Raw genomic sequence first — 18,567 nt, forward strand, 5'->3', positions numbered from 1 at the left:
ACCAACACCAACACCGCCGCTCCCTGTAGGAGCGGCTTTAGCCGCGAACACCGGCGCAGCCGGATGGGCTGCGCAGCAGCCCTGGCGATCTTGCATGGCCCCGAGATCTTGAGCCGCGTCTAACGGCCCATGCCGAAGCTCAAAGCTGCTCCAGGCACCCCGCCAGATCCCCGCCCAGCTTCTCCAGCAAACGCTCGTAGCCCTTGCCATCCACCGGATCCGTTCCGCCCAGTGCATCCAGCTCGGCCAACCGCACCGGCAGGCCCGCCGTCAGCGTTTCGGCCAGGCGCGGACGCAGCGGCGGCTCGCTGAATACGCAGGTCTTGCCCACTTCCTGCAAGCGCTTGCGCATGGCCGCAACATGCTGCGCGCCCGGCTGCACCTCGGAGGCAACGCTGAACACGCCGGTGTGCTTCAGACCATAGGCAGCTTCGAAATAATCGAAGGCTTCGTGGAACACGAAGTAAGGCTTGTCGGCAACGCCTGCCACCCGCTGCTTGATGCGCACATCCAACGCATCCAGACGCTCGACGAACTGTTTAAGGTTCGCCTGGTAGCGCGCCGCATTGGCTGGGTCCGCTGCCGCCAGGTCAGCGGCCATCTTCGTCGCAATCACCCGCGCGTTGACCGACGACAGCCACAGGTGTGCGTCGAGACTGCCTGGGCGGTGGTCGTGATCATGGTCGTCGTGGTCAGCTTCATCGTGGGAGTGGCTGTCCTCGCCAAAATGGCGCAGCTGCATGCCAGGGAGCGACTGCACAGCCACGCTTGGCTTGCTACGCCCGCCCAGCACACGGGGCAGGAAGTTCTCCATGTCCGGGCCGATCCAGTACAAAAGGTCCGCGTCGCCGACCTTGCGCACATCGGAAGGGCGCAACGCGTAATGGTGCGGCGACGCCCCCGGCGGCAGCAACACGTCGGGGCTACCGACACCGTCCTGTACCGCGGCAGCAATCTGTTGCAAGGGCTTGATGCTGGTCAGCACACGCACCTCGGCGTGGGCCGAAAAGGCGATGAAAGCGACAAAGAGAGCAAGGAATCGGGACACGGTGGATACTCGGCTCGTCAGAAACAGGTAACATAATAACGTCTCCATCCAGAACCGTCGCTGCCCATGTCCATCACGCCGCTGGCCCACCGTCCCCACGATCATTCCCATTGCGTTCATAGCGCGCTGGCCGAGGCCGATGCGCTGTGCAATCGCCAGGGCTTGCGTCTGACCGCCCTGCGCCGTCGCGTGCTGGAGCTGGTGTGGCAGAGCCACAAGCCATTGGGCGCCTACGACATCCTCGCCGTGCTCAGCGAGCAGGACGGGCGCCGCGCCGCGCCACCCACGGTGTACCGGGCCCTGGATTTTCTCCTCGACAACGGCCTGGTACACCGCATCGCCTCGCTCAACGCCTTCATCGGCTGTAGCCACCCCGAGCATGCGCACCAGGGTCAGTTCCTGATCTGCCGCGAATGCCACGTGGCCATCGAACTCGAACAAGACAGCATCAGCAACGCCATCGTCGACAGCGCCAAAACCGTTGGTTTCAGCGTCGAAACCCAGACCGTGGAAATCGTCGGCCTGTGCGGTAACTGCCGAGGCAAGGCATGAGCGACGCCCTGATCCGCCTCGAACAGGTCGGCGTTAGCTTTGGCGGCGAGGCGGTGCTCGACAGCATCGACCTGGCCGTGGCCCCGCGCCAGATCGTCACGCTCATCGGCCCCAATGGCGCCGGCAAGACGACCCTGGTGCGCGCCGTGCTCGGGCTACTCAAGCCGCACCGTGGCAAGGTGTGGCGCAAACCGAAGCTGCGCATCGGCTACATGCCGCAAAAGATCCAGGTCGACGCCACGCTACCGTTGTCAGTGCTGCGTTTTTTGCGCCTGGTGCCCGGGGTAGACCGCGCGGCAGCCTTGTCGGCGTTGCAGGAGGTGGGCGCCGAACAGGTGATCGACAGCCCGATCCAGACCATCTCTGGCGGCGAAATGCAGCGCGTGCTGCTGGCCCGCGCGCTGCTGCGCGAACCCGAGCTGCTGGTGCTCGACGAGCCGGTGCAGGGCGTCGACGTGGTCGGCCAGACCGAGCTGTACAACCTCATCACGCGCCTGCGCGACCGCCACGGCTGCGGCGTGCTGATGGTCAGCCACGACCTGCACCTGGTCATGAGCGCTACCGACCAGGTGGTCTGCCTAAACCGTCACGTGTGCTGCTCGGGCCACCCCGAACAGGTCAGCAACGACCCGGCCTTCGTCGAGCTTTTCGGCCAGAACGCGCCGAGCCTGGCCATCTACCACCACCATCACGACCACAGCCACGACCTGCACGGCTCGGTCGTAGCCCCCGGCGCCCACGTTCACGGAGAGCACTGCAAGCATGGCTGATTTTCTTCTCTACGCCCTGCTTGCCGGCCTGTCGCTGGCGCTGGTGGCCGGTCCGCTGGGTTCGTTCGTGGTATGGCGGCGCATGGCCTATTTCGGCGACACGCTATCCCACGCCGCGTTACTCGGTGTCGCACTGGGCTTCGCCCTGGATGTCAGCCCGGCCCTGGCGGTCACCGTTGGCTGCCTGCTGCTGGCGATCCTGCTGGTGACGCTGCAACAACGCCAGCCACTGGCATCGGACACCCTGCTCGGCATCCTCGCCCCCAGCACCCTGTCGCTGGGCCTGGTGGTGCTGAGTTTCATGCACGATGTACGCATCGACCTGATGGCCTACCTGTTCGGCGATTTGCTGGCGATCAGCACCACGGACCTGGCCTGGATCCTGGGCGGCAGCGCGTTGGTGCTGACGCTGCTGGCCGTGTTCTGGCGGCCACTGCTGGCCGTTACCGTGCACGAAGAACTGGCGATGGTCGAAGGCCTGCCAGTGGCAGGCCTGCGCCTGGCACTGATGCTGCTGATCGCCGTGGTGATCGCGGTTGCCATGAAGATCGTCGGGGTGCTGTTGATCACCTCGCTGCTGATCATCCCGGCAGCCGCGGCACAACGTCACGCTCGTTCGCCTGAACAGATGGCACTGGGCGCCAGCCTGCTGGGTATCACTGCCGTATGCGGCGGTCTGGCCATGTCGTGGTTCAAGGACACCCCGGCAGGGCCATCGATCGTGGTCTGCGCGGCAGTGCTATTCTTGCTGAGCCTGGCGTTGCCAAAACGCTGAAAAATCCCAGCCACACGCAACCTTTTCGCTGGTAAAGGGTCTGTAAGACCGGTTTTCGAGCGTGCGCACCTGGGTGTAGACTTGCTCGCTTTTTGCGCAAATAGAGAGTCGCAGGAATGAAGCTGTTCGCCTCCCGTTATCTGCTTGTTGCCACGTTTTCCCTGTTCCTGGCCGCCTGCTCCAGCGCACCGGTCGAGCAGCCGGTCGTGCCTGCCCAGCCAGATGCCTGGCAGCAACTGGAACAGAGCATCGCCACCAACGAGCTGGCCACCGCCGAAGATCAGCTGGCCGCCTTGCAAACCCAGACGCCGGACGATGCGCGTCTCGAACCGCACCAGCGGCAGTTGGCCGAAGCCTATTTGAAACGCAGTCAAATCGTCCTGCAAAAGGGCGATGTCAACGCCGCCGCGACCGCCTTGGCCCGCGCCCGCGCGCTGATGCCTCAGGCACCGGCGGTGACCGGCGGCGACACCATGGCCCATGCCCGCAAGGCCGAGCTGGAAAAAGCCGAAGCCGCACTCAAGGCTGCCGAAGCCAAGCCCAGCGCCCGGATCATCGACCCCGCCGCGCCACACACAGTCATCGCCCTGAAGACCACTGACAGCCGCGCGCTGCGGCGCCAGTTGGTCGACATCGCCGCCGACGTGGTGAGCTATCGCTGCGAGGTGGTATTCCAGGTGCCGCGTACGCGTGATGCGCCGTGGCTCAAGACCCTGCTGCAAAAGCGCGTGCACATGCTCGACAGCAGCTTCGTGCTCAAGCAGAGCCACGAAATTCAGCGCGCGCTGCCAGCACAGGTTGTGCTGATACCGCATCAGCCCTGACGGATTGGCATCAAGGGCCAAGTCGGCGCCATGCGCCGACGTGCCCCCATCGGTCAGGCCGGCACCGACTCGGCAACCGCCTCGCGCGCCCACACCCGATGCTCCGCCAACGCCTTGAAGAACGCCTCGAAGGTCTTTTGCTCATCGCCCAGCAATAGCCCTGCATCCTCCTGTAGCCCCAGCTTGTTCAGCAACAGCTTGCCGTCCAGGCTCAGGCCCATGGGCTTGAGGTGCTTGTAGGTCTCCAACAGGAAGTGCTTGGCCACCCCACTGCCTTCCAGCGCCTGGAGCGAAGCCTTGCCCGCCGGCACCCAGACGCCATCAAACATCACCGAAGGCATCCCTTCGATCGAGGCATCCACCGGCAAGGCCTTGCCGTCGGCGGTCTTCACCGGCGCCGACGTCGGCCCCAGCAGCATCGGCCGGGCACGCTGCGCCTGCAGGGCCTTGACCACCTTGTCGACACTCGCCACCTCCACCCCATCGGCCACCAGCACGCCGATCTTGCGCCCGCTGATGCCAATCTCGCCTTGCTTGCCGAGCTGGCTCAGGGCCTTGGATTGTTTGAGCTTGCTGCCTTTGACCTTGACCGTCGCGGCCTTCGGCGCGGGCAGACCCAGGTTGGCCGACACTGCCGCCGCCAGCGTGAGATCGATGTTGGCAAGGATTTCGTTGACCACGCGGGCCCGGATCGCTTCGCGCTCCACCTTACCCAGCTCGAAGCTGTACGCCTTGATGATGTGCTGTTGCTCGTGCGCGCTCATGCTCTGAAAGAACAACCGGGCCTGGGAAAAGTGGTCGCCGAAGGAATCGCTGCGCTGGCGAATCTTGTGCGCATCGATGCGCTCCTGGTAACTCTCGAAGCCGCCATCCTGAGGCGCTGGCGGGGTCTCTTTGGGCCAGCCGCCATCGATGGAATTAGGCTCGTACGAGGCGCGGCCCTTGTCGAGGGTCATGCGGTGCATGGCATCCCGCTGGCCGCTGTGGTTGGGCGCCAGCGGGCGGTTGATCGGGATTTCGTGGAAGTTCGGCCCGCCAAGCCGGCTGATCTGCGTGTCGGTGTAGGAAAACAACCGGCCTTGCAGCAGCGGGTCGTTGGTGAAATCGATGCCCGGCACGATATGCCCTGGGCAGAACGCCACCTGTTCCACTTCGGCGAAAAAGTTGTCCGGGTTGCGGTCGAGCACCATCTTGCCCAACGGCGTCACCGGCACCAGTTCCTCGGGAATCAGCTTGGTCGGGTCCAGCAGGTCGAAGTCGAACATATGCTCATCGGCTTCAGGCACGATCTGTACACCCAGCTCCCATTCCGGGTAGTGCCCGGTTTCGATGGCTTCCCACAGGTCACGGCGATGATAGTCGGTGTCCTTGCCCGCAAGCTTCTGCGCCTCGTCCCACAGCACCGAATGCACGCCCTGGCGTGGCTTCCAGTGGAATTTGACGAAACTGGCCACGCCTTGGGCGTTGATCAGGCGGAACGTATGTACGCCAAACCCTTCCATCATCCGCAGGCTGCGCGGAATGGCACGGTCGGACATGGCCCAGATGACCATGTGCGCCGTCTCCGGGACCAGCGACACGAAATCCCAGAAGGTGTCATGCGCCGAACCGCCGGTGGGCATCTCGTTGTGCGGTTCAGGCTTCACGGCATGCACGAAATCGGGGAACTTGATCGCGTCCTGAATGAAAAATACTGGCATGTTGTTACCAACCAGATCGAAATTGCCCTCATCGGTGTAGAACTTCACTGCGAAACCGCGCACGTCGCGCACCGTGTCGCCGGAGCCACGCGGGCCCTGCACGGTGGAGAAACGCACGAACACCGGGGTGATCTTCTCTGGGTCTTGCAGAAAGCCCGCCTTGGTCAACTCGGAGTGGCAGCCATAGCTCTGGAAATAGCCATGGGCCCCGGTGCCGCGGGCATGCACGATGCGCTCAGGAATGCGCTCGTGGTCGAAGTGGGTGATCTTCTCGCGCATGATGAAGTCTTCGAGCAGCGATGGCCCACGCGCACCGGCTTTGAGGCTGTTCTGGTTGTCAGCGATCTTCACGCCCTGATTGGTGCGCAGTGCCTGGCCCGTAGCATCGCTACGGAACGCCTCGAGGCTCTGCAGCTTGGCATTGGTGTTGGCGCGGTCCGGCGTGTCGGTGCCCGCCACCTGGCTCTGGCGGGACTCGGGGGTCTTCTTGCTGGCCATGTTCGCTTCTCCTCAGTCTTCAGGCTGCCCGTGCGGGCTTGTTCAAGTAGTGACTGAGGGGCGTTGGCGAGCGTTCAATCAGGATTACCGGTTGTCGCGTTATGCCCGCTGGGTTGGACGGTGACGAAATAAATGCTAAGAACAGCGAGTGGAAAAGGCTAAAATGCGCGACCCCGGCTCACCGCTGGCCCACATTCCATGCGCCCCACAAGGTTCGCTCAGTGATCGAGTTTCAAAACGTCCATAAGACCTACCGCGTCAATGGTAGGGACATCCCGGCCCTGAACCCGACCAGCCTGACCATCGAAGATGGCCAGGTGTTCGGCCTGATCGGCCACTCCGGCGCCGGCAAAAGCACGCTGCTGCGCCTGATCAACCGCCTCGAAAACCCCACCGGTGGCCAGATCATCGTCGACGGCGAGGAGGTCACCGCCTTCGACGCCAATCAGTTGCGCGGCTTCCGCCAACAGGTCGGGATGATCTTCCAGCACTTCAACCTGCTGGCCTCCAAGACGGTTGCCGATAACGTCGCACTGCCGCTGGTGCTGGCTGGCGAGCTGTCGCGCGACGCGATCAACGAGCGCGTCATGCAGCTGCTGCAACGTGTCGGCCTGCAAGACCATGCCAAGAAATACCCGGCCCAGCTCTCGGGCGGTCAGAAACAGCGCGTCGGCATCGCCCGCGCCCTGTCGACCAACCCCAAGATCCTGCTCTGCGACGAAGCCACCAGCGCCCTCGACCCGCAAACCACCGCATCGGTGCTGCAACTGCTGGCCGAGATCAACCGTGAGCTGAAGCTGACCATCGTGCTGATCACCCATGAAATGGACGTGATCCGCCGAGTCTGCGACCGCGTGGCGGTAATGGACGCCGGCAAGATCGTCGAGCAAGGCCCGGTGGCCGAGGTGTTCCTGCACCCAAAACACCCAACCACCAAGCGCTTCGTCCAGGAAGACGAGCAGGTCGACGAAGGCGAGCAACGCGACGACTTCGCCCACGTCCCTGGGCGCATCGTGCGCCTGACGTTCCAGGGCGATGCCACCTACGCACCGCTGCTGGGCACCGTGGCCCGCGAGACCGGCGTGGACTACAGCATCCTCGCCGGGCGTATCGACCGCATCAAGGATGTCCCCTATGGCCAGCTGACCCTTGCCCTGATCGGCGGGGACATGGACGCGGCGTTCGCACGCTTCACGGCAGCTGACGTACATATGGAGGTACTGCGTTGATGGACGCTCTGAATTTCTTCGCCAACGTCGACTGGGCCGAAATCTGGCTGGCTACCCTCGACACCATGATCATGCTGTTCGGCTCGCTGTTCTTCACCGTGCTGCTGGGCCTACCGCTGGGCGTGCTGCTGTTCCTCTGCGGGCCACGCCAGATGTTCGAACAGAAGGGCGTGTACGCGCTGCTGTCGCTGATCGTCAACATCCTGCGCTCGCTGCCGTTCATCATCCTGTTGATCGTGATGATCCCGGTCACCGTGCTGATCACCGGCACCTCGCTGGGCGTGGCCGGCGCCATCCCGCCGCTGGTGGTGGGCGCCACGCCGTTCTTCGCGCGGTTGGTCGAAACCGCCCTGCGTGAGGTGGATCGGGGGATCATCGAGGCGACCCAGTCGATGGGCGCCACGACCCGCCAGATCATCACCAACGCGCTGCTGCCCGAGGCACGCCCGGGTATCTTCGCCGCCATCACCGTCACCGCCATCACCCTGGTGTCCTATACCGCAATGGCCGGTGTGGTGGGTGCCGGTGGCCTCGGCGACCTGGCCATCCGCTTCGGCTACCAGCGTTTCCAGACCGACGTGATGGTGGTCACCGTGGTGTTGTTGCTGGTACTGGTTCAAGTTCTGCAGAGCGTCGGCGACAAACTGGTCGTGCATTTCTCCCGTAAATAACCCCAATGGGGTCGGCCCGGCCGACCCGTTCGGGGGCCGTCGCGGCCCTCACAAGGAGTGATCAATGAAGAAGCTGCTTGCTGTCGTCGCCGCTGTCGCGGCCTTCTCGGCCCACGCCGAAACCCTGACCGTCGCGGCCACCCCGGTGCCGCACGCCGAGATCCTCAACTTCGTCAAACCACAGCTGGCGAAAGAGGGCGTGGAGCTGAAGGTCAAGGAATTCACCGACTACATCCAACCGAACGTGCAAGTGGCCGAAAAGCGCCTGGACGCCAACTTCTTCCAGCACCAGCCGTACCTGGATGAGTTCAACAAGGCCAAGGGCACCCAGCTGGTGAGCGTTGCCGGCGTGCACATCGAACCACTGGGCGTGTACTCGACCAAGTTCAAGAAGCTCGACGAGCTGCCAACCGGCGCCACCGTGGTCATTCCCAACGATGCCACCAATGGCGGCCGCGCCCTGTTGCTGCTGGACAAGTCCGGCGTGATCAAGCTCAAGGACAACAAGAACATCCTGTCCACCGTGAAGGATGTTGCCGAAAACCCCAAAGGCGTGAAATTCCGTGAGCTGGAAGCGGCCACCATCCCGCGCGTGCTGACACAGGTCGATGCTGCCCTGATCAACACCAACTACGCGCTGGAAGCCAAGCTGAACCCAGAAACCGACGCCCTGGCCATCGAAGGCAGCGACTCGCCGTACGTGAACATCCTGGTTGCCCGCCCGGACAACAAGGACAGCGATGCCATGCAAAAGCTGGCAGCAGCACTGCACTCGCCTGAGGTGAAGCAGTTCATCAACGAGAAGTACAAAGGCGCTGTGGTTCCAGCGTTCTAAGCTGACCTACCTCGCTGGAATCGCAGGCCGTCCAGGCTACCGCGATTCTATGTAGGAGCGGCCGGTCCGGCGCCCCGGCTAGGCCGCTCCTACAAAGTCCACGCGCGACTCAATCGCGCTTGACCAGCCCCGGCAACTGCGCCACCAGCTTCTGGTTGTTGAACGGCGCGCGAATGAAGCCGCGCTGGCGCCCGTCCGGCCCGACCACAGCCAGATTACCGCTGTGGTCCACGGTGTAGCCGGGTTTGCTGGTATCTGCCGGAATGAACGGAATGCTCAGGCCGTTGGCCAGCTTCTGGGTGTCCTCGATGCTTCCCGCGACCCCGACGAAATCCTTGTCGAAATAGCCAAGGTACTGCTTGAGCTGATTTGGCGTGTCACGGTTCGGGTCCACGCTCACCAGCACCACCTGCAAGCGTTCGACCGCTTCCTTGGGCAACTCGCTCTTCACCTGGCGCAGTTGGGCAAGGGTGGTCGGGCAGATGTCCGGGCAGTAGGTGTAGCCGAAGAACAGCAACGACCACTTACCCTTAAGCTGGTCCAGCGCGATTGGCTGGCCGTTCTGGTCGGTCATCTTCACATCCGGCACCGTGCGGCTCTGGGGCAGCAGGATGATGCCGGCATCGATCAGCTCGGTGGGGTTCAACTGCCCCCGGTCGTTGAGCACCTTGTTGACGGTCAAACCCATGATCAGCGCGACCAGGGCAACGAGGATGAAGACGGTTTTCTGGGTTCGGGTCATAGGCTCAGCAACAGGTAGTGATCAACGAGCAGGGCGATGAACAGGGCGAACAGGTAGCCGATAGAGTACTTGAACGTCTTGATCGCCGCGTGCGGCCGGCTGCCACGGTACAACACCCACGCCCAGTGCAGGAAGCGCAGCCCCAGTACCAATGCACACACCAGATACAGCGGCCCGCTCATGTGGATGGCGAACGGCAACAGGCTCACCGCCAGCAAGATCAAGGTGTAGAGCAAGATATGCAGGGCCGTGTAGCGCTCGCCATGGGTCACCGGCAGCATGGGAATATCCGCTTTTTCGTACTCGGCCTTGCGGTGGATGGCCAACGCCCAGAAATGCGGCGGGGTCCAGGCGAAGATGATCAACACCAGCAACAGCGGCTCGGCGCCCACATGTCCGCTGACCGCGACCCAGCCCAATAGCGGCGGGGCAGCGCCAGCCAACCCACCGATCACGATGTTCTGAGGCGTGGCACGCTTGAGAAAGCCGGTATAGAGCACCGCATAACCCAACAGTGAGGCCAGCGTAAGCCAGGCGGTCAGGGCGTTGGTGAAAGCCAGCAAAACGGCCATGCCCGTCAGCCCCAGCACCAGGGCGAAACCCAGCGCCGCATGTGGCGCGACCCGCCCCTGGGCCAGCGGACGTTGGTGGGTGCGTGCCATCAGCGCATCGATGCGCCGGTCGACCACATGGTTGACTGCCGCCGCCGCGCCGGCGCACAGGCCAATCCCCAAGTTGCCAAACAGCAGCACGCTCCAGGACACCCCGGCGCGGGTGGCGAGGAACATGCCCACCAGCGAAGTGATGAGCATCAGTACCACTACCTTGGGCTTGGTCAGTTCCAGGTAATCGCGCCAACCCGCGCGCTGGCGTTGCGTGCCTAGAAGCGTCGCCACGAATCGTTCCTCATGTGCAGTGAGACACCCGCGTGAGTTACTGGGCGCAGGCGCCAGCCCAGCCCGACAGGCAATTTGTCCGCCACGCGAATGCGGTAGTTCACCAGCACCATGCTTAGCAGCAGCAGGGCGCCGCCCGCGTTATGCGCCACCGCGACCGCCAGCGGCAGGTGCAATACCACGTTGCTCACGCCCAGCCCCACCTGTACCGCCAGCGCCAGCAACACCAGGCGCGCCAGGCCCGTGAGGCCGTGACGATGGAGTTTCCAACTGAGCGTCAGCAGCACTGCCACGACCATCAAGGCGCCCAGTCGGTGGCTGATGTGGATTGCCGTGCGTGCATCACTGTCCAACTGCCCGCCGAGGTAGTTGGGGCCCACATGCTGGGTGAGGTGGAAGCCATTGCTGAAGTCCGCTGCCGGCCACCATTGGCCATGACAGGTGGGCAGGTCGATACACGCGACGGCAGCGTAATTGGCACTGACCCAGCCGCCCAGGGCGATCTGCCCGATCACCACCAGCAAGGCCAGCGCCGCGATCCTGCGCACACTCAACGGCAGCTTGGGCAATGGCGCAAAGGCCCGAGATAGACGCAGGGATAACAGGAACAAGAGGCTCAGGGTGGTGAATCCGCCAAGCAAATGCGCGGTGACCACCTGCGGCCAGAGTTTCAGGGTCACGGTCCACATGCCGAACGCCGCCTGGGCCAGTACCACACCCAGCAACAGCAGCGGCAAACGGTAGGGCTGGCCGTCCCGGGCATGTCGGCGCACGGCCTGGACGGCCAGCAGGGCAATCACCAGGGCAAGCGTGCCGGCAAAGTAACGATGCACCATCTCGGCCCAGCCTTTGGCCGCCTCGACCGGGTGCTCGGGGAAATGCCGCTCGGCATGCGCCAGTTGCGCGTCGGTCTTGGGCACGCTGATGAAGCCGTAGCAGCCCGGCCAGTCAGGACAGCCGAGGCCGGCGTGGGTTAGCCGGGTATAAGCGCCGAGCAGTACCACCAACAGCGCCAGCAAGGTGGCGAACACCGCGAGTCGGAATCCAGGTCTGGCCATGGCAGGCTCCTAGCCGATGTTGGACAACTTGAGCAGATGGCGCAGGTCGTCCAGCACCTGCTTACCGTTGGCTTTAGCGTCGTAGCGCAGCACTAGGTTGCCGTGCGGATCGACGATCCACAGCTGCGGCCCCGGCACGCTGACAGCGTGCTGGTAGCGCTGAAGATCCAGCGGGTAGCGCTGCAACTGCGGGTATTCACGCCCCAGCAGCGCCTGGTAGTCCGTCGCCAGCGGCTGCGCGGCGGCCAGGGCATGGCTGGCACGGCTGGCGTCACGGCCCAGGCCGATCTGGATCTGCCGGGCCAGGTACACCAATTGGCGGCAGTCATCGGCACACGCCTGCGGGGCGCTGACCAGCAGTTGCCAGCGTGCGTCCTGGGCATCGATGCCAATGTCGGCGCGGCCCTGGCCGTTGCCGATCATCTCGCCGTGGTAGCTGCGACCGTCCGGCACCCAGAAGTTGAGCTTGTACATGCTGGTGGCGAGGATCATCGGCCCCAGCACCACCAGCAGGATCAGCAGCAGTTGCAGGCGCCCACGGGCCTTGCGGCCTTCAGGCACGTTCAGCGGGGAGGTGGCGGCGGCCATGAGGGTTCTCCTTATTGTGTCTGTGCCATCCGAAATACAGGTAGAGCAGCACCAGGGTGCTGGCCAGGGCGAACCACTGCATGGCATAGCCCAGGTGTTTTTCCGGCCCCATGGCAACCACCGGCCAGTCCAGCCGGTAGCTGGCCGGGCCTGGCTGCAGGCGCAGCTCGTGAGCGAAACCTTCGCGCCCCAACTGCTGCCAGAGCCCGTTGGGTTCGATGGCAGTCAGCAGGTGCGGCCACTGGCCACCAGTAGGGTCGGGGTGCAGTTGGAAGGTCTTGCCGGGGGCTACGTACACCGTCGCTTGCAATGCCAGGGCTTGCTCCGGGGTGTCGAAATGCACGGGCACCCGACGATCAGGCCAGGGCAGCCAACCGCGATTGACCAGCAGCCACTGACCGCTCTGCTGATCGAAGAAGGGTTGCAACAACTCGACGCCGGCCTTGCCGTCGCGCATTTGGTTGTCCAGCAACAGGCTGTGCTGGCTGTCGAAGTGGCCATGCAGGCGCACAGGGTAGAAAGCCGGATCAGGCAACTGCTGCAATTGCGCAACCGCCACCGGGGCCTCCAGCTGGCGCACCGCATAGGTGTCCATCAGCGTGCGCTTTTCGTCCGCACGGCGCAGTTGCCAGCAGCCAAGGGCGATCAGCCCGGGCAGCAGCGCGAGCACTACCAAGGTTGGCACCAGCCCCGGACGGAACGGCCTCATCGGGGGCCTGCCAGGGCGAACGCTATACTTGTGTTCATAACCGCATCCCCCGGAGTTTCGCCATGCTCAAGGCCGCGATCGTCCTGATGTTGCTGGCTACCATCGCCAGCCTGTTCAGTGGCCTGGTATTCCTGGTCAAGGATGAAGACCACTCGACCCGGCTGCTCAAGGCCCTCACCGTGCGCGTTGCCCTTGCCATCCTTACCGTCGGGCTGGTGGCCTGGGGGTTCATCAGTGGGCAACTGGTGTCCCACGCGCCGTTTTGAAGATGTCATCTGAACATGTGGGAGCGGGCTTGCCCGCGCATACGATGTTGCATGTTCCGACGCATTCGCGGGCAAGCCCGCTCCCACAGGGGTCTTGGTTGTCCTTCAAAGCACGTACACGAAGATGAAGAGCCCGACCCACACCACATCGACGAAATGCCAGTACCAACTGGCCGCTTCGAAACCGAAGTGCTTGTCCGGGTTGAAGTGCCCGCGCATCACCCGGCAGAACATCACGAACAGGATCAACGTCCCCAGCGTCACGTGCGCACCGTGGAAGCCGGTAAGCATGAAGAAGGTCGCGCCGTAGATCCCCGAGCCCAGGGTCAGCCCCAGCTTGGTGTAGGCCTCGTGGTACTCGAACGCTTGCAACGCCAGGAACGCCAGCCCCAGCAGGATGGTCAGCCCCAACCAGAGCTTCAGCGGCCCACGATGCCCCCTGCGCAGGGCGTGATGGGCGATGGTCACGGTCACGCTGGAACTCACCAGCAAGAGGGTGTTGATCAGCGGCAAATGCCATGGATCGATCACCTCCTTGGGCGGCGGGAACAGTTTCGGGTCGGGGGTATGCAGCAGCGGCCAGACGAACTCGAAGTTGGGCCACAGCATGTGCGCCACTCCCTTGTGCCCCTCGCCCCCAAGCCATGGCCCGGCGAGCACCCGCACGTAGAACAGTGCTCCGAAAAAGGCCAGGAAGAACATCACCTCAGAGAAGATGAACCAGCTCATGCCCCAGCGGAACGAGCGATCCATCTGCGCGCTGTACAGCCCAGCGTGGCTTTCCTTGACCACCGCGCCGAACCAGCCGAACAACATGTACGCCAGGAACAGCCCGCCGACGAAGAAGATCAGCGGCCCGTGGGACTCCGGGTGACCGGCCTTGAGGTCGTTGAACCAGGTGCCCAGGCCGAACACGGTGATGAACAGGCCGATCGTGGCAATGATCGGCCACTTGCTCTGCGCTGGGACGTAGTAGTGCTCGTGGCTTGCCATGGCGTTTCTCCTTCCCTCAACGGGCGGCCTGGGTCGCGGCAGGGGCGACGGGCGGGTGGCGAGCGGTGATGTCGAACAGGGTGTAGGCCAGCGTGAGGTGTTTCACCGACTCAGGCAGATCGCGGTCGACGATGAAACGCACCGGCATCTCGATGCGCTCGCCGGGTTGCAACACTTGCTGGGTGAAACAGAAGCACTCGGTCTTGTGGAAGTAAGCGGCCGCCTCGGCCGGGGTGATACTGGGGATGGCCTGGGCGCTCATCGCATGCCGGGTAGGGTTGCGGGCGATGAAGACCATCTGGTTCACCGCACCAGGGTTGACCTCGATCTGGTCGGCGGTTGAGTGGAACTCCCAGCTCATGTCTCCGGCATTGGTCGACATGAACTGCACCCGCACCGAACGCGACGGGTCGCTGACCTGCGTGCCTGCGTACTGCCCGCCAGTCTTGCCGTTGATGCCGAACGCCTTGCACATCACGTCGTAGATCGGCACCAGGGCAAAGCCGAAGGCGAACATCACCACCGTCAACAGCAGCAGGCGGGTGACCAGGCGTTTGAGCGACAGGCCGTCCATCGCCGCGCTCCTACTTCACGTCCGGCGGGGTCTGGAAGGTGTGGTAGGGCGCCGGCGACGGCACCGTCCACTCCAGGCCGTCAGCGCCATCCCACGGCTTGGCAGGCGCCGGGGCGCCGCCGCGGATGCACTTGATGACGATGAACAGGAAGAAAATCTGCGTAGTGCCGAACAGGAAGGCACCGATCGACGACACCATGTTGAAGTCGGCGAACTGCAGGTTGTAGTCGGGAATACGTCGCGGCATACCGGCCAGCCCTACGAAGTGCATGGGGAAGAAGGCCAGGTTCATACCGATGAACGACAACCAGAAGTGCAGCTTGCCAAGGGTTTCGTCGTACATGTGCCCGGTCCATTTCGGCAGCCAGTAGTAGGCCGAGGCGAAGATGCCGAAAATCGCGCCAGGCACCAGTACGTAATGGAAGTGGGCGACCACGAAGTAGGTGTCGTGATACTGGAAGTCCGCCGGCGCGATGGCCAGCATCAACCCAGAGAAACCACCGATGGTGAACAGGATGACGAAGGCGATGGCGAACAGCATCGGCGTCTCGAAAGTCAGCGCGCCTTCCCACATGGTGCTCACCCAGTTGAACACCTTCACCCCTGTGGGCACGGCGATCAGCATGGTGGCGTACATGAAGAACAGCTCACCCACCACCGGAATGCCGACCACGAACATATGGTGGGCCCAAACGATGAACGACAGGAAGGCGATCGCGCCGGTGGCGTACACCATCGAGGTGTAGCCGAACAGCGGCTTGCGCGAGAACGCCGGGATGATCGAGCTGACCGCGCCGAAGGCCGGCAGGATCATGATGTACACCTCGGGATGGCCGAAGAACCAGAACACATGCTGGAACAACACCGGGTCGCCGCCACCTGCGGCGCTGAAGAAGCTAGTGCCAAAGTGGATGTCCATTAGCATCATGGTCACCACACCTGCCAGCACCGGCATCACGGCAATCAACAGGAATGCGGTGATCAACCAGGTCCAGACGAACAGCGGCATCTTCATCAGGGTCATGCCCGGTGCACGCAAATTGAGGATGGTGGCAATCACGTTGATCGCGCCCATGATCGAGCTGATCCCCATCAAGTGGATGGCGAAGATGAAGAAGGTCACGCTGGCCGGGGCGTAGGTGGTCGACAAGGGGGCATAGAAGGTCCAGCCGAAGTTCGGCCCGCCGCCTGGGCTGAACAAGGTCGACACCAGCAGCAGGAACGCCGCCGGCAGCAGCCAGAAGCTGAAGTTGTTCATCCGGGGCAAGGCCATGTCCGGGGCGCCAATCATCAGCGGGATCATCCAGTTGGCCAAACCCACGAACGCCGGCATCACCGCGCCGAACACCATGATCAACCCGTGCATGGTGGTCATCTGGTTGAAGAACGCCGGTTCCACGATTTGCAGGCCTGGCTGGAATAGCTCGGCGCGGATCACCATGGCGAACGAACCACCCAGCAGGAACATGCTAAAGGCGAACCACAGGTACATCGTGCCGATATCCTTGTGGTTGGTGGTCAGCACCCAGCGCATCAGGCCCTTGGCCGGGCCGTGGGCGTGCTCCTGGCCGTGGGCGTGGTCGTCGATCACTGCACTCATGTCCTGTCTCCTGCCATCTGGCACCGGTTCATTGCGCGTCGGCCTGCTTGAGCGCCAGCACATCCTGTGGTGTCACCATGTCGCCTTTGTTGTTGCCCCAGGCGTTGCGCTCGTAGGTGACCACGGCGGCGATATCGACTTCCGAAAGCTGCTTGCCGAAGGCGGCCATGGCCGTGCCCGGACGGCCATGGAAGACCACGCTCAGGTGTTCCTCCTTGGGCCCGGTGGCGACTTTCGAGCCCTTGAGCGCCGGGAACATCGGCGGCAGGCCCTGGCCTTCGGCCTGGTGACAGGCCACGCAGGTGGTGTGGTAGACCTTGTCGCCACGCTCGACCAGCTCGTCGAGGGTCCATTGCTTGCTGGTCAGTTCCTTGAGCTTGGCCGCCTCGGCCTTGCGCTCACCCAGCCAGGTGTCGTAGTCGGCCTTGGACTTGACCTCTACCACCACCGGCATGAACCCATGGTCCTTGCCGCACAGCTCGGTGCATTGGCCACGGTAGATGCCGGGCTTCTCGATGCGCGTCCAGGCCTCGTTGACGAAGCCTGGGATCGCGTCGCGCTTGACCGCGAAAGCCGGCACCCACCAGGAATGGATCACGTCGGCTGCCGTGACCAGAAAGCGCACTTTCGCCCCCACCGGCAGCACCAGTGGCTGATCGACTTCAAGCAGGTAATGCTCGTCCTTGGGCGCCTTGTTGTGGATCTGGTCGGCGGGGGTGGCCAGGTTGCTGAAGAACTCCACGTCCTGGCCGAGGTACTTGTAGTGCCATTTCCACTGGTAGCCGGTGACCTGTATATCGATGTCCGACTCACTCGCATCGTAGATATCGATCAAGGTCTTGGTGGCGGGAATGGCCATGGCCACCAGGATCAGGAAGGGGACCACCGTCCACAGGATTTCCACCCAGGTGTGCTCGTGGAAATGCGCAGGCTGCTGCCCGGTGGAGCGGCGGTGCACGACCATCGACCAGAACATCGCGCCGAACACCACGATGCCGATGATCACGCAGATCCAGAAGATGGTCATGTGCAGGTCGAACACGGCGTGGGAGACATCCGTCGCCCCGGGCGCCATGTTCACGGTCCAGGCCGCGTGCGCCTGACCCAACACCGACCACAGCAGGAGGCCCATCCAGACATGTGGATGTCGCATCATTGCGGGTTCCCCTTATCGTTCTTGTTGTCCCGGAGGCGTGGACGACCTGCTACGACAAAGGGGGGAACGGCGGCCAAGACTGCCTGACTTCGACGACCGAGCCCCCTGCTAAAGGCAGTCGGGCCTCATCAACGAATCACGTTTCAAGCGGAGTATAGACAGCGGTCATTGCGGCGCAATGCACAGTATTAAATGATCTTCACAGAATCCGATATCGGCCTCGAAACCTGCATGCTACCGGGCTTGAGGCAAGATGATGGCACTTTGATATAGCCGAGCTTTCGAAGACGTGGAATTTTTATTCCAAATACGTCTTATACATTCCGTATACCGCGCTAATTTAGTGTCTTCCGTTTGTAACGCCTTGTCCCTGGAGTTGTCATGAACATCGCTGCGGTACGCGAGCAGATTCACCAAGCCCATCAACATGAGAGCCGTACAGGCCAACTGAAATCCCGCCTCGAACAGCAAGTGCCTCACCTGCACCCCTCGATCCAACTACCACAGCAGGATGCTCAGGGAACCTTGGCGCGTTTTGTCAGCGCCTACATCGACGAAGTCCCCGAATTACTCGAAGCAGCGCACAACGTAGCGCTCGAAGCGGGCATCGAATCGCAGATCAAGCCCGTACTGAAAATTGCCGAAGCCTACTTCCTGCAACCGCCAAGCGTAATGGCCGGGCATGTCGGCCTCGATTGCCTGCTCGATGAAGCCTACCTGGCGCACCGGCTGGTGGAGGAAGTCAACGACCTGTATATCCGCCACTTCCAGCAGCCGCTGATCCCGGTGGACACCACTGTGGCCAACCTGATCGCCCACCAACTGATCGGCGAAACCTTCGCCAACCAGCTCGATGAAGTGGTGCACCACTCGGTTGACGAGATGCTCGACGAGGACAGCTTCGCCGTGGAGTCGGTGGAGGCCTATCGCGACAGGCTCAGTAGCCCGGAAACCGGCGCCGCCTGGAAACGCTGGCCGTGCCTGTCACGCCGGCTGGGTGTGGAGTTGGGCCAGTCGGCCTGAACTTGACGCTTCCCGTCCCGGCCTCTTCGCGGGCAAGTCGCATCGGCGGTGCACCGATGC

General features: G+C 63.1%; 20 protein-coding genes. 9 read left to right on the forward strand and 11 right to left on the reverse strand.

Annotated elements, in window-relative coordinates; genetic code table 11:
- Positions 1-139: 139 nt before the first annotated feature.
- Positions 140-1,096 (reverse strand): zinc ABC transporter substrate-binding protein, encoded by a 957-nt coding sequence (locus ACNFIC_RS08020; protein ID WP_416780675.1) that lies wholly within the window; start codon positions 1,094-1,096, stop codon positions 140-142.
- A gap of 18 nt (positions 1,097-1,114) precedes the next feature.
- Between ACNFIC_RS08020 and zur the strand changes: the two genes are divergently transcribed.
- The 4 genes from zur to ACNFIC_RS08040 all read left to right on the forward strand — a co-directional run bounded on the left by zur (position 1,115) and on the right by ACNFIC_RS08040 (position 3,969).
- Positions 1,115-1,600, forward strand: coding sequence for a zinc uptake transcriptional repressor Zur (gene zur, locus ACNFIC_RS08025; protein WP_138221636.1), 486 nt, complete (start codon positions 1,115-1,117; stop codon positions 1,598-1,600).
- A complete protein-coding gene (gene znuC / locus ACNFIC_RS08030; RefSeq protein ID WP_138221637.1) occupies positions 1,597-2,370 on the forward strand; it encodes a zinc ABC transporter ATP-binding protein ZnuC in 774 nt (257 codons plus the stop codon). The genes zur and znuC overlap by 4 nt, the downstream gene beginning before the upstream one ends.
- On the forward strand, positions 2,363-3,145 hold the full coding sequence (gene znuB, locus ACNFIC_RS08035; protein ID WP_416780678.1) for a zinc ABC transporter permease subunit ZnuB: 783 nt from the start codon (positions 2,363-2,365) through the stop codon (positions 3,143-3,145). Before znuC ends, znuB begins: the two co-directional genes overlap by 8 nt.
- Before the next feature lie 116 nt (positions 3,146-3,261).
- Positions 3,262-3,969, forward strand: coding sequence for a PA5502 family lipoprotein (locus ACNFIC_RS08040; RefSeq protein WP_416780680.1), 708 nt, complete (start codon positions 3,262-3,264; stop codon positions 3,967-3,969).
- Positions 3,970-4,022: 53 nt separating this feature from the next.
- Here the strand turns inward: ACNFIC_RS08040 and katE are convergent, their stop codons facing one another.
- Positions 4,023-6,167: a catalase HPII gene (katE, locus tag ACNFIC_RS08045; protein WP_416780681.1), complete on the reverse strand. Its 2,145-nt coding sequence runs from the start codon at positions 6,165-6,167 to the stop codon at positions 4,023-4,025.
- 221 nt (positions 6,168-6,388) lie between these two features.
- On the opposite strand from katE, the gene ACNFIC_RS08050 reads away from it, so the two are divergent.
- From ACNFIC_RS08050 to ACNFIC_RS08060, 3 genes are all read left to right on the forward strand, one after another.
- Positions 6,389-7,396 (forward strand): methionine ABC transporter ATP-binding protein, encoded by a 1,008-nt coding sequence (locus ACNFIC_RS08050; protein ID WP_138221641.1) that lies wholly within the window; start codon positions 6,389-6,391, stop codon positions 7,394-7,396.
- Positions 7,396-8,067 (forward strand): methionine ABC transporter permease, encoded by a 672-nt coding sequence (locus tag ACNFIC_RS08055; protein WP_138221642.1) that lies wholly within the window; start codon positions 7,396-7,398, stop codon positions 8,065-8,067. The genes ACNFIC_RS08050 and ACNFIC_RS08055 overlap by 1 nt, the downstream gene beginning before the upstream one ends.
- Before the next feature lie 64 nt (positions 8,068-8,131).
- Complete coding sequence (locus ACNFIC_RS08060) at positions 8,132-8,902, forward strand: MetQ/NlpA family ABC transporter substrate-binding protein (RefSeq protein ID WP_138221643.1); 771 nt, start codon at positions 8,132-8,134, stop codon at positions 8,900-8,902.
- A 109-nt stretch (positions 8,903-9,011) separates the two neighbouring features.
- Here the strand turns inward: ACNFIC_RS08060 and ACNFIC_RS08065 are convergent, their stop codons facing one another.
- The 5 genes from ACNFIC_RS08065 to ACNFIC_RS08085 are packed head-to-tail and all read right to left on the reverse strand — an operon-like array spanning position 9,012 to position 12,895.
- The gene (locus ACNFIC_RS08065; protein ID WP_138221718.1) at positions 9,012-9,644 is read right to left on the reverse strand and encodes an SCO family protein; all 633 of its coding nucleotides are present in this window, start codon (positions 9,642-9,644) and stop codon (positions 9,012-9,014) included.
- Complete coding sequence (gene cyoE / locus ACNFIC_RS08070; RefSeq protein WP_138221717.1) at positions 9,641-10,540, reverse strand: heme o synthase; 900 nt, start codon at positions 10,538-10,540, stop codon at positions 9,641-9,643. The genes ACNFIC_RS08065 and cyoE overlap by 4 nt, the downstream gene beginning before the upstream one ends.
- The gene (locus ACNFIC_RS08075; protein ID WP_416780686.1) at positions 10,525-11,598 is read right to left on the reverse strand and encodes a COX15/CtaA family protein; all 1,074 of its coding nucleotides are present in this window, start codon (positions 11,596-11,598) and stop codon (positions 10,525-10,527) included. The genes cyoE and ACNFIC_RS08075 overlap by 16 nt, the downstream gene beginning before the upstream one ends.
- 9 nt (positions 11,599-11,607) lie before the next feature.
- Complete coding sequence (locus tag ACNFIC_RS08080) at positions 11,608-12,186, reverse strand: hypothetical protein (RefSeq protein ID WP_138221715.1); 579 nt, start codon at positions 12,184-12,186, stop codon at positions 11,608-11,610.
- Positions 12,152-12,895, reverse strand: a complete 744-nt coding sequence (locus ACNFIC_RS08085; protein ID WP_138221714.1) for an SURF1 family protein — start codon at positions 12,893-12,895, stop codon at positions 12,152-12,154. The genes ACNFIC_RS08080 and ACNFIC_RS08085 overlap by 35 nt, the downstream gene beginning before the upstream one ends.
- Before the next feature lie 62 nt (positions 12,896-12,957).
- On the opposite strand from ACNFIC_RS08085, the gene ACNFIC_RS08090 reads away from it, so the two are divergent.
- Positions 12,958-13,161, forward strand: a complete 204-nt coding sequence (locus tag ACNFIC_RS08090) for a twin transmembrane helix small protein (RefSeq protein WP_416780688.1) — start codon at positions 12,958-12,960, stop codon at positions 13,159-13,161.
- 105 nt (positions 13,162-13,266) lie between these two features.
- On the opposite strand, the gene ACNFIC_RS08095 is transcribed toward ACNFIC_RS08090, so the two are convergent.
- From ACNFIC_RS08095 to coxB, 4 genes are read right to left on the reverse strand one after another with little or no spacing between them, the layout of a single operon-like run.
- A complete protein-coding gene (locus ACNFIC_RS08095; RefSeq protein ID WP_138221712.1) occupies positions 13,267-14,154 on the reverse strand; it encodes a cytochrome c oxidase subunit 3 in 888 nt (295 codons plus the stop codon).
- 16 nt (positions 14,155-14,170) lie between these two features.
- Positions 14,171-14,728 carry a cytochrome c oxidase assembly protein gene (locus ACNFIC_RS08100; RefSeq protein WP_138221711.1) on the reverse strand — a complete coding sequence of 186 codons (558 nt, stop codon included), beginning with the start codon at positions 14,726-14,728 and terminating at the stop codon, positions 14,171-14,173.
- Between the two features lie 10 nt (positions 14,729-14,738).
- A complete protein-coding gene (ctaD, locus tag ACNFIC_RS08105) occupies positions 14,739-16,328 on the reverse strand; it encodes a cytochrome c oxidase subunit I (protein WP_138221710.1) in 1,590 nt (529 codons plus the stop codon).
- Positions 16,329-16,356: 28 nt separating this feature from the next.
- The gene (gene coxB, locus ACNFIC_RS08110) at positions 16,357-17,484 is read right to left on the reverse strand and encodes a cytochrome c oxidase subunit II (RefSeq protein ID WP_416780691.1); all 1,128 of its coding nucleotides are present in this window, start codon (positions 17,482-17,484) and stop codon (positions 16,357-16,359) included.
- 381 nt (positions 17,485-17,865) lie between these two features.
- On the opposite strand from coxB, the gene ACNFIC_RS08115 reads away from it, so the two are divergent.
- Positions 17,866-18,507: a hypothetical protein gene (locus ACNFIC_RS08115; protein ID WP_138221708.1), complete on the forward strand. Its 642-nt coding sequence runs from the start codon at positions 17,866-17,868 to the stop codon at positions 18,505-18,507.
- Positions 18,508-18,567 lie beyond the last annotated feature (60 nt).

The organism is Pseudomonas sp. NY15463 (assembly GCF_048068415.1).
Taxonomy (GTDB): domain Bacteria; phylum Pseudomonadota; class Gammaproteobacteria; order Pseudomonadales; family Pseudomonadaceae; genus Aquipseudomonas; species Aquipseudomonas mosselii_C.

Coding starts and splice junctions, on each gene's coding strand:
- ACNFIC_RS08020 (WP_416780675.1), bottom strand. CDS start 1,096: ATGGAGACGTTATTATGTTACCTGTTTCTGACGAGCCGAGTATCCACC.
- zur (WP_138221636.1), top strand. CDS start 1,115: ATGTCCATCACGCCGCTGGCCCACCGTCCCCACGATCATTCCCATTGC.
- znuC (WP_138221637.1), top strand. CDS start 1,597: ATGAGCGACGCCCTGATCCGCCTCGAACAGGTCGGCGTTAGCTTTGGC.
- znuB (WP_416780678.1), top strand. CDS start 2,363: ATGGCTGATTTTCTTCTCTACGCCCTGCTTGCCGGCCTGTCGCTGGCG.
- ACNFIC_RS08040 (WP_416780680.1), top strand. CDS start 3,262: ATGAAGCTGTTCGCCTCCCGTTATCTGCTTGTTGCCACGTTTTCCCTG.
- katE (WP_416780681.1), bottom strand. CDS start 6,167: ATGGCCAGCAAGAAGACCCCCGAGTCCCGCCAGAGCCAGGTGGCGGGC.
- ACNFIC_RS08055 (WP_138221642.1), top strand. CDS start 7,396: ATGGACGCTCTGAATTTCTTCGCCAACGTCGACTGGGCCGAAATCTGG.
- ACNFIC_RS08060 (WP_138221643.1), top strand. CDS start 8,132: ATGAAGAAGCTGCTTGCTGTCGTCGCCGCTGTCGCGGCCTTCTCGGCC.
- ACNFIC_RS08065 (WP_138221718.1), bottom strand. CDS start 9,644: ATGACCCGAACCCAGAAAACCGTCTTCATCCTCGTTGCCCTGGTCGCG.
- ACNFIC_RS08075 (WP_416780686.1), bottom strand. CDS start 11,598: ATGGCCAGACCTGGATTCCGACTCGCGGTGTTCGCCACCTTGCTGGCG.
- ACNFIC_RS08080 (WP_138221715.1), bottom strand. CDS start 12,186: ATGGCCGCCGCCACCTCCCCGCTGAACGTGCCTGAAGGCCGCAAGGCC.
- ACNFIC_RS08085 (WP_138221714.1), bottom strand. CDS start 12,895: ATGAGGCCGTTCCGTCCGGGGCTGGTGCCAACCTTGGTAGTGCTCGCG.
- ACNFIC_RS08090 (WP_416780688.1), top strand. CDS start 12,958: ATGCTCAAGGCCGCGATCGTCCTGATGTTGCTGGCTACCATCGCCAGC.
- ACNFIC_RS08095 (WP_138221712.1), bottom strand. CDS start 14,154: ATGGCAAGCCACGAGCACTACTACGTCCCAGCGCAGAGCAAGTGGCCG.
- ACNFIC_RS08100 (WP_138221711.1), bottom strand. CDS start 14,728: ATGGACGGCCTGTCGCTCAAACGCCTGGTCACCCGCCTGCTGCTGTTG.
- ctaD (WP_138221710.1), bottom strand. CDS start 16,328: ATGAGTGCAGTGATCGACGACCACGCCCACGGCCAGGAGCACGCCCAC.
- coxB (WP_416780691.1), bottom strand. CDS start 17,484: ATGATGCGACATCCACATGTCTGGATGGGCCTCCTGCTGTGGTCGGTG.
- ACNFIC_RS08115 (WP_138221708.1), top strand. CDS start 17,866: ATGAACATCGCTGCGGTACGCGAGCAGATTCACCAAGCCCATCAACAT.